The organism is Bacillus sp. CGMCC 1.60114, from assembly GCF_042676365.1.
GTDB lineage: Bacteria > Bacillota > Bacilli > Bacillales > Bacillaceae_G > Bacillus_A > Bacillus_A rhizoplanae_A.
In genome coordinates this window covers 1-9,867 of sequence record NZ_JBHTHG010000081.1, presented here as the reverse complement: position 1 = coordinate 9,867, position 9,867 = coordinate 1, and the positions used below count along the sequence as shown (strand labels likewise).

General features: G+C 31.5%; 8 protein-coding genes, 1 pseudogene and 1 CRISPR repeat array. Of the genes and pseudogenes, 3 read left to right on the top strand and 6 right to left on the bottom strand.

The features are described 5' to 3' along the window. The 3 genes and pseudogenes from ACFQZ1_RS11815 to ACFQZ1_RS11805 all read right to left on the bottom strand — a co-directional run. A pseudogene (locus tag ACFQZ1_RS11815) lies at nt 1–942 on the bottom strand (O-antigen ligase family protein); the annotation flags it as partial. 509 nt (nt 943–1,451) lie between these two features. Next, nucleotides 1,452–2,042, bottom strand: coding sequence for a hypothetical protein (locus ACFQZ1_RS11810; protein WP_377882368.1), 591 nt, complete (start codon nt 2,040–2,042; stop codon nt 1,452–1,454). A 983-nt stretch (nt 2,043–3,025) separates the two neighbouring features. Further along, nucleotides 3,026–3,298: a hypothetical protein gene (locus ACFQZ1_RS11805; RefSeq protein ID WP_377882367.1), complete on the bottom strand. Its 273-nt coding sequence runs from the start codon at nt 3,296–3,298 to the stop codon at nt 3,026–3,028. Nucleotides 3,299–4,142: 844 nt separating this feature from the next. On the opposite strand from ACFQZ1_RS11805, the gene ACFQZ1_RS11800 reads away from it, so the two are divergent. The 3 genes from ACFQZ1_RS11800 (at nt 4,143) to ACFQZ1_RS11790 (ending at nt 7,844) form a co-directional block, all read left to right on the top strand. Beyond that, nucleotides 4,143–5,882: a DUF4046 domain-containing protein gene (locus tag ACFQZ1_RS11800; protein ID WP_377882366.1), complete on the top strand. Its 1,740-nt coding sequence runs from the start codon at nt 4,143–4,145 to the stop codon at nt 5,880–5,882. Nucleotides 5,883–6,135: 253 nt separating this feature from the next. After that, the gene (locus tag ACFQZ1_RS11795) at nt 6,136–6,345 is read left to right on the top strand and encodes a hypothetical protein (RefSeq protein ID WP_377882365.1); all 210 of its coding nucleotides are present in this window, start codon (nt 6,136–6,138) and stop codon (nt 6,343–6,345) included. Nucleotides 6,346–6,737: 392 nt separating this feature from the next. Beyond that, nucleotides 6,738–7,027: direct repeats of the CRISPR family, unit length 29 nt; unit sequence GTTTTATTTGAACGTAGTGGGATATAAAG. Between the two features lie 586 nt (nt 7,028–7,613). Then, nucleotides 7,614–7,844: an XRE family transcriptional regulator gene (locus ACFQZ1_RS11790; RefSeq protein WP_377882364.1), complete on the top strand. Its 231-nt coding sequence runs from the start codon at nt 7,614–7,616 to the stop codon at nt 7,842–7,844. A 6-nt stretch (nt 7,845–7,850) separates the two neighbouring features. Here the strand turns inward: ACFQZ1_RS11790 and ACFQZ1_RS11785 are convergent, their stop codons facing one another. The 3 genes from ACFQZ1_RS11785 to ACFQZ1_RS11775 all read right to left on the bottom strand — a co-directional run bounded on the left by ACFQZ1_RS11785 (nt 7,851) and on the right by ACFQZ1_RS11775 (nt 9,866). Continuing rightward, on the bottom strand, nt 7,851–8,465 hold the full coding sequence (locus ACFQZ1_RS11785) for a replication-relaxation family protein (RefSeq protein WP_377882363.1): 615 nt from the start codon (nt 8,463–8,465) through the stop codon (nt 7,851–7,853). Next, nucleotides 8,404–9,585 carry an FtsK/SpoIIIE domain-containing protein gene (locus tag ACFQZ1_RS11780; RefSeq protein WP_377882362.1) on the bottom strand — a complete coding sequence of 394 codons (1,182 nt, stop codon included), beginning with the start codon at nt 9,583–9,585 and terminating at the stop codon, nt 8,404–8,406. The genes ACFQZ1_RS11785 and ACFQZ1_RS11780 overlap by 62 nt, the downstream gene beginning before the upstream one ends. A 101-nt stretch (nt 9,586–9,686) precedes the next feature. Then, on the bottom strand, nt 9,687–9,866 hold the full coding sequence (locus ACFQZ1_RS11775) for a hypothetical protein (RefSeq protein WP_377882361.1): 180 nt from the start codon (nt 9,864–9,866) through the stop codon (nt 9,687–9,689). Between the last annotated feature and the right edge of the window lies 1 nt (nt 9,867).

Sequence of the window (9,867 nt, the reverse complement as noted above, 5' to 3'; positions counted from 1 at the left end):
ATTTTGAACAAATAATTCGCGACTACTAAATATAATATTTTGCACTTCATTCTTTTTTTCTTCTGTTTTTGTTATTTCTTTTGGTTCTGGTTTATATTGTTGTTGTTTTTCTTTGAATTCTTGAGTTTGTACTATTTTTTGGTGAACTGTTATGTTTTTCATAAATGCTGTATCTGATGTTGTAAAGGCGATTCCTATAGCTATACCAATAGTAATACAAATGTTAAGTAATAACTGTTTTTTATGTGGCTTTTTTTTAGTAAATATGATTTGAATTAAACATATTAAAATTGTAATTGTAATTGTTACTATAACAGCTATATACCCTACTTTTGTTCCAACGGAAAAAGAAGAAAAAATAGAGAGTAATGTTGGAATCCAGTAATATATTGAATTAATGGATTTTGTTTTTTCAATAGAGTATAGTATTACAATTGGAAAAGTAATACCTAAAATGGAACTTAATTCATTTCCAGCAAAAAACCAACCTCTTGATCCTGTTTTATCATAATCATAACTGTTATAATCTGTACCAGTAATAATTGAAATAAACATTACAACATTGATAATTAAAGTTGCGTATACAATATAATTTCTTATCTTTGTATATATATTTTCTTTTGTTTTCATTGAATTTAAAACTGAAATGTAACAAAAAACCATGATGAAATTATACATAGATTTTGCTATAAACTTAACTTCTTCATTTAGTGATATTGGAGCTTTTATAAATATATTATTGATAAATCCTGTTATGTATATAATGTTTAGTCCTATTAAATAAATAAAATATTTCTTGTTCTCTTTATCTTTTATATTTACTAAAAGATAAAGAGAACTTAGTAGCATTACAAATAATCGAGTGAAAACGCCAATTGTAGAGTCTAATTTCATTACAATAATACAAAAAGATGTAAGTAGGTCTAAAATAGGTTGAAAAATGATAAATGTAAGTAAAAAATATTCGAATTTGGTTTTTAATTGGGCATTTTGTTTTATCATGTTGTCCTCCATAATTTTTGTTTTTAAATGTTTCATTTGTTAATTTATCTTATTTTTAGTAAATTTTGTATTGATTAAATTTAAATTGTAACATATAAAAAAGATATCTATAATATTGTTTCAAAAATAAAATGTTACTTTTAATGTGTAATTTTCATATGAGAGAAGAAAATTATGATTTACAATAAGCGATTATGCCGCGAAAGTTTCTTTACTATGAGGAGTTTAGAGGCTCGTAGTCAAGAAAACGTGGAATAAATAGTGAGGATGGACCCCAGGACAGAGAAAAGACCAATGTCTTCGCCAAGATTCGTGGTTCTAATGTTGGAAAAGGACGAATAAGAATATAGCATACATATAATAAGGGAATGCAGTATAGATTAGTCTACAAGCATTCCCTTATTATAAATATGTTATGTTCTTAATATAATGAAGAAAACTTTGTATTTTTAATGTGATGTGACGTAATACCAATTTTTTTCTATTTTTATGATTTCTTTAAATTCGCTATTAAAATCAGATTTGTTTGGTTTTATGTCATTTGGTGTGTAAATAAATCCTGAAAAATTATCTAATATACCGCGATAAGTAAAAAAGAAAACGGAAATACTTTTTTCTTTTTGTTGAATAAGCACATCTCCACCATTTTTTGAAGTAGATGTAAATTGTTTAGGTAAATGAATCATTTTATCATTATAGTCAACATTTGGTATTAATTTCTTATGTTCTATAAGTTTTATAACTTGTTTACGATCATCTTTGTAAATTAAAAAGTCTAATTTTATATAGATACTTGTAAATGGTGTATATGCCCAAATAATTATTACAATTAATTGAATAATTAAGGGTTTCAAATTTTTGTATCTAATAAGATGTATAATTGATAAAATTAATAATATGAAAAACCATCCATGAATTGTTATTGAAAGAAATGGCATAACAAATGGAGTAAGGAATTCAACTAAATACCATTCTAGAAAGTGATAGAATATTAAGACAAAACTACTTATTGTTATAATTTTGGTTAAGTTTTTTTTCATATTTTGTATGTCCTCTCACTCTTAAATAATATGTGATTTTAGTGATTGATTTTTTCATTTATTCTTTGGATGCTGAATAGATATCAGTCTAAAAATATTTTAAATTTATATAAGTTAATTAAGGAACCTTCTTAACGTACGAAATTTGCGTTTTGTTGGCGATACCTAGGAACAAAGAAAATCATTGCGGCCACAGAACAATAAAAGAACAGCATATTCGGCTGGTTTCAGCGTAAAAAAAAGGCATGCATGGAGATATCATGCATGCCTTGATCCCAAGAGGGTACATTATTACTTTATTCAGGATCAAAATTACATATCGCACATTTAAAGTATACTATAGTATGAGTTTATTTCCAATATTTACATTTTTGTGCAAGGTTTTATACAATTTTAGATTGAGAAATAAAACGGTAAGGATCTTAAAACCCTATAAAAAGGAGGACGATTTATGGTAAAACATATCAGACTAATTGCTTCTATAATCGTACTCTTAGGTCTTACTTTATATGATAAAATATCAAATAATCCAATAGTTAAAAATTGTATTTTAACTGTATTAATATTTGTGTGTATTTTAGTTAGCTTAGAATATATTTTTAATAAACATAAGTATACTCATTTAGATAAAAAATTACATATCTTTTTATCTATAATTCCACTTATTGTAGCATTTTTTATGATAGGGCTTATTATATTATTTCTTAAAAAAAGACTAGTCTTTTTCTTTTATTTACAAATACTAAACTTAAGGACTTATAAGTTTAGCTTGATGGGAATGCGGTACTGACGGCAAAACGCGGATTTTATAAGCTAAGACAGTTTCTAAAATTGAAATCTTATCTTTGCTACTGTAAAAAAACAACTAGCCCCCGCAAGAGGTACTAGTTGACGTAAAATTCGTTAGCGGAAGTTATTTTTAGGGTTCTATTTTTTTCTTGAATTACAGTCTTAGTACTAATTGATTCTTGATTTAGTACTATCTATCCAAGCCAACTAATCAATAAATAAACGGGTATTGAAAATAGAATTGATAACCAAACTTTTTGCTTTTTTAATGCTATTGCTGCACATGCATAAAGTAATGGGAGAATTAAAGGCCAAATAAAAAATCTAGGCAGAGCAGCTAAGTATAATGATGTAGGAACAATTAGTACTGCAGAAATAATTAAAAAATATGATTTTTTAAAATATATTCCAATCAATGAAAAGATAATTGAAGCAATCATAAAAGGCCAAAACATAACAAACCCCATTTTCCCACCCCCTAATGTAAAGCAAACCCCTCCCGTTCTGGAGAATGCTTCTTACCTATGTTTGTTCTCTTCTAAAAGTTTAATAATTTGTTCATTCTGTTTAATCTGTTGCTCAGAATTATTTCTAATCAGTCGAAGATTATCCCAAATTAGAATGAGAAAAACGAGTGGAACTATTGCAATCAATACAGAAAGCATAATATCCCTCCCTTTTTTCCTAATTGTACCATTTGAAGGGAGGTGTCTGTTGTAGAAATTGGCTGTATATTGTATACATGCTCGGTTAACATAACGTAACATTATCAGAAGCAACCAAATCCCAGAAATCCATTCATACCAAGAGTTTGCCAGCCTTCTGCTCCCTCCGATGTATGCAGGGTTTCATACATCCCTGTCACAACAGCATTTCGTAGTTCAGACCGTTCTCGTTGCCTGCATGAAATCCTGCATATCCTTAGTGTATAAAATCCACGTTTTGCCGTCAGTACCCCATGCCTATCAACCTAACAGAACAGGTTGCCCCAAAATGATAAAAATGACCTTCGTGCTATAAAAAACACAAAATTTTTGTTTAGGGGGTACTTTAAAACCTTAGCTTGATAGCGATGAGCTGTACCCCAATTAGTACTAAAACGACTCAAAAATCCTTAGCGTGATTTATTTCCGTTCCGCTGTCGGCACCCCACTCGGTATATTCCAAGGGGCATTTTTTATTCATACTCTCAGTACCAGCATAGCTGTGATTAGGGGCAAAGTATCCTGTTCTGTAACAAAATAATGAATTACAGGAATTTTCATGTAAAATGGAATTAAATGTCGCAAATGTTCAGTAGAGGGTGATTTTTTGGATGCACTTAGAATAGAAGAAATTTATCAAGAAATTCTAGATGGTAAAAGAGATAATTTTCCTCACTATGTTTGGAGTGAGGAAGATAAAAACCTGTTGGCAAGAAGGGTTACAAAGCATCTAATTGAAACCGTTTTACAATGGGATGAGAATCAAATAAAAAAAAACTGGACTATAGCTCTTATTAAAAAATACAAATTAGGTGGTATGATACTCCTTGTATATAAAAGTAGTCCGTATGCGATGCTAAATGATTTATATCCAGGTAGATTTAAAGAGTGGGAATTGAAGTTTACTCCTTCAAACTTTTGGACGAAGGAAAGAGGATTAGAAGCACTACGCTGGACCATTGAAGAAAAAGAGAAGTTATCAGATAAAGAATTACTAAATTTATATAATCAAAAATGGTTAGCTAAACATAAGCTTGCTTCTCCTTGTTCTTTATTTTATAGAAGTAGTCCATATGCGATGCTAAATGATTTGTATCCAGGTAGATTTAAAGAGTGGGAATTGAAGTTTACTCCTTTAAACTTTTGGACGAAGGAAAGAGGATTAGAAGCACTACGCTGGACCATTGAAGAAAAAGAGAAGTTATCAGACAAACAGCTACTTCAAGTGTACGGGGAAAAATGGCTTAAAAAGCAAAGAATTAATACCCCTTGTTGCAAGTTTTGGAACTGTAGCCCGTATGCGATGCTAAATGATTTGTACCCAGGAAAGTTCAAAGAGTGGAAGTTGAAGCATGCACCTTCAAATTTTTGGACGAAAGAACAGGGTTTAGAAGTATTGCGTTGGACAATTGAAGAAAAAGAGAAATTATCAGACGAGGAAATAAAAAAAGTATACAACTTAGCATGGGTTAGAAAAAATAGATTAATTACACCATTAATGACACATTGGAAATTAAGTCCGTATGCGATGCTAAATGATTTGTATCCAGGAAGGTTTAAGGAATGGGAATTTAGTGTTGTTCCTAGGAATTTTTGGACAAAAGAAAAGGGATTGGAAGTTTTACGTTGGACGATTGAGGAAAAAGAGAAGTTAACTGATGAACAATTATTACAAGTATTTGGTATCCAGTGGTTAACAGAGAATAGGTTAGTAACTCCTTTTCAGAAATTTTGGGGTAAACCTTATGCGATGTTAGATGAATTATACCCAAATCGATTTAAAGAATGGGAATTACAAAGGGTTGGTCAAGGTTTTTGGTCAAAAGAAAAAGGATTAGAAGCACTACGCTGGACGATTGAGGAAAAAGAGAAATTAACTGATGAACAATTACTACGTGTCTATGATATTGAATGGATGAAAAACCATAGAATTGCTATGCCTATATACGACTATTGGGGAAATAATCCATATTTAATGTTACATGATTTGTATCCAGAGCGTTTCCCGAGAAGTATTATGAAGACATATAATTCATTACGTAAATGGTTTACAGCATTTTATGATTCGTTTGAGTTTTCTCAAGCATTACAGCTTGCTTGGGAAAACGGATATGAGACAGAAAGTCATTTTGTTTTAGCGCATGAGAAATATGATGAAGTTATTCAATTTATTTATTGGATTAAAGGAGCGAATTCTGCTGAAGCTCATTATAATGAATTAACGAAAAAGAAAGAATGGCATTGTACATTAAGTAAGTTGCATCCTTTTGTCTTAAAAATAAAAGAATTAGGTTGGATATGTCCTAGGGATAGTGACAAGGTTGCTGTCATAGTCAGCAACCCATGAACCAATAAAGAGGTACTGCCGTCATTTCGCATATTTTATATGCATATCCTTAGCATATAAAATACGCGTTTTGCCATCAGTACCCCAAAAAGAACTTGTAGTGATTGCTACAAGTTCTTTTTGTTAAACTCCATTTTGTTTGTTATTAACTATATTAAGACGTTTAAAAAGATTCTTAGAATAAGTGGAAAGTTTTTGCTTAGTACTTGCATATATTTTAATTGTACGCTAGGGAAAGGGGATTGATGGTACAGTGATATATCAATATGAAATTGATTTTTCTGTGATGTATAGCGACAAAGTAACAACTGTACAATCCGCAACAGTTCCAGCGCAGTCTTTAGAATTCGCAAAAGAAAAATTAAAAACAGAAATTAAACGAAGGATAGGTAATTGTGAAGTTTTGATTTGCTCCGCAAACTTGCAAGTTTCAGAAGACGAAAAGTATAGTATTATGATCTAAAATGAAGGGTATATGCCGAAGGTATATATCCAGGCTTATGATTTAAATCTGTTGCCACAAAAGGCTTGAACGACAGTGGCGGAACAATAAGCAATCCGCGAAATATTAAGAAGAGAGTAATCGGTATAGAGAAAACCTTTGGGGACTTATTCCTTTAATGGGACATCTATGCTATAACAACTTAAGCGAGAAGAATTAGAGGAATAAATAAAATAAATTTTGCAGTGAATCATTCTTAAGTGCAAAATCCAATGAGCCCATGTGCCATAAGAGTTCTACCCATTTTTGAAAATTGGTATGAAACAAGACCGGTGGTTCACTGTAAAAGGGTAGAAATGTGATATGATGCTTCTGTAGATATAATGCGGTTTTTGCTTTGTTTTGTGTAAGGGGTTTTATTTGAACGTAGTGGGATATAAAGCGACACCTTCCCACCATGGGAAACCGAACTTTCCCAGTTTTATTTGAACGTAGTAGGATATAAAGATTATTAAGACTGATTATTCTTTACAAGATGTTGCGGTTTTATTTGAACGTAGTGGGATATAAAGCGATACCTTCCCACCATGGGAAACCGAACTTTCCCAGTTTTATTTGAACGTAGTGGGATATAAAGGAAGTTCAGCATATAAGCGATGTTAAGCAAGTTTTAGGTTTTATCTGAACGTAGTGGGATATAAAGAAAGGATTTGACACAGGAGGTTATACGGGAAGCTGGGCTTTATCTGAACTAGATTTGTTCAGGACTTGTCAAATGGTCATACGAGTTTTATCAGAATTATATGGGAGATTGGCATCATTTTTGAAATATGTTACTAAACTATGCACTCTAAAAAATGTGAACCTTAATTCTAGGTTTGCATTTTTTATATCTTATTATGGTGCGTGAAATTTTTTAAAACCTTTAAATAAACATGGAAGAATAGTATTCGACATATTACGAATAAGTTTATATAAAATAACTAAAAGTAAATTACCAATCTATGAAACACCAAAAAGCTGAATCCCTTCTTACAGAAGAAGTTTCAGCTTTTTATTTTTTAGGCATACCCTTTACAACAAGTTGCCATTAGGCTATAGTGTATCAGCAACTTGTAGCTATTACTATGAATGCTATATTCTTCAAAATTATTACAACTATTTTATTTATTTTATATTATTCTATGCTCTCTTAAAAAGAATAATTCCATATTTATGAACAAAGGTTTAATTTTATGGAATTTTGTACAAGCTGTTGGTATCACAATAATCATTTGGAGGGGGTATCCATGTTTGGGCTAGGTAAAAAGAGAACTCCATTTGGCAACTATTTAGATCGGCGAGGAATTAAACAACAATGGTTAGTACAAAAGACCGGATTAAGTAAATCATTGATAAGCGATTTAGCAAATAAAAAGGATCGTGTTCCTACACTTACATCAGCAACTAAAATAATTAAAACATTGAAAAAGTTCGATGGAAACATTGACTATCATGATTTTTGGGATATAGATATTTGAAGACTCTCAGAATATATCATTCATCACAAAAGTTCTTAGAAATACATTTTGTTTTACAGCATATTGCTCTAATTTGGATTGGCGGTAATTTGATAATGTAAAGAAGATAACTACTGGAACAATATTATTCTGTCGTTTATAAATATCTGTTATATGGCCATATAACTGTATTTTATGTTCATTTGCTTTCATATGTTGCATACGATCTATTTCAACAAAATGGGGGACTTTATCCTCAAAGTAAATTGCATCTGGAATGATTTGATGTTGCTGACCATTAATTGAAAATTCTATGGGTCTCTCCGTTTTCCATTCAGGAAATCCAAGCCACATCCAACCTTCATTTCGCATTAATATGTGTTGTAATTGACTATTTTTCTTTACTTCCTTTGTCACTCCTAATAAATCACGTCCTTTTTTATTAAGGTAATAAACATGCTCACGAGCCAATTTAGTAATATGGCAATATGGTTGTAAATCCTTTAGTATTCGATTTGCATTTCGAATACTTCCCAAACAATGAATCGCTTGCAATTGCCTCCGGGTTGCAAAGTCTAATTTACTCAAAGTGGATAAAATCTCGATTTGCCTCGCTTTCTGTTTGAGGGTTTGATGCCTCATATTGCTTCACCACCTTGTATTGCTTCAGTAAATTCCACATATCTTTATCCTTTAAATACGGAACTTGGATTTCCTCTGTACGATCCGTTTTAAATAATGCTCTCCCAGGAAGAGAAGGGAGTTCTTCAAGACCTGATTCATCCAAAGCCACTTGTGAAGCGACCGCTGTCGGTAAACGAAAACCTAATTTTGCGTCGCTATTTTGTTTGATTTGCCTTGGTAGGGTGTCAGCAGTTGGATATTGCGTGCAAAAAATTAATCTAAATCCTAAACCTCCTCCAATTCTTGCAATCTCAGATAGCATCTCCTGACATATAAACAATAGGTCCCGTTGTTTTTTAGGTAATCCTTGCGTTGGACAAAGATTTGCTCCTTCATCTACTATAATGAAACAACGCTCTTTAATTGATGTGTCTATAATATTGGTAAAATAGGACTTTTTCATTTCCTCAATCTGTTTTACCATCTTTTCACGTAATCTAACTAACATTTTTAACGCCTGTTCTGGGTTTTCAGCAACTTCTTCTACTTGAGACAATTCCTTATAAGGGCTAAATTCTAATCCTTCTTTTAGATCGATAATAAAAAACTTCACATGTTGTGGTTGTTGTAGAATCAAACTCGTCATTATATTTTTTAGAAATACTGTCTTTCCAAAACGAGTCATGCCACTTACGCACATATGTGGTGTTTTCTCGAAATCATGATATATGTGTTTATCTAATGCTTTCCCTATCATAACGCTCCATGTATGCTCTTTTAAAAGATCCCTAGACCAATTCCACCTCTCAGGTATTTGTTGCTTAAATACTCGAATATATAGTTCTCTTTGTTGAAATGAAATTTTAACAGGTTTGTATAACCCTTCTTCTAATACTTCAGCTAACTTTTTAATAAGTTGGCTAGGTACACCTAACGGTAATTTGTAGACATACTTAATACTTATGTCATCTTCAACTTCTTTTATAAAAATGGGGTATTGTAGTTCACCTTTATGCTGAACGCATACCTTTGTAATCTCAAAAAAAGTTGCAATTTTTTTCTTATCACTCATTCCTTTATTTTGATAAAAATAAGCTACTGTTATAAAGGTTACTGGGATTAATAAAAGTGACATCATCTCCTCCATGCCTCCTATTAGGTAGTTGAGCATGTATGGAAGGTAAAAAAGGCTAAATCAAGGCGCATTACTACAGTTATTTTCAACTACCAGTTGTAATACTAACGTAGAAACACATCTAGTATATCTATTAGCACGTACCAAACCGTACCAATCAGCAGGCATTTAAGACCCGCATGTAGCAACCAATCTGGAAGGTTTAAACCTTTCTTTTTCAATAACTTGATTCCTAAAACTGAAGCACCAGTAACACCATAAACAACACCTAATTCTCCAATGATT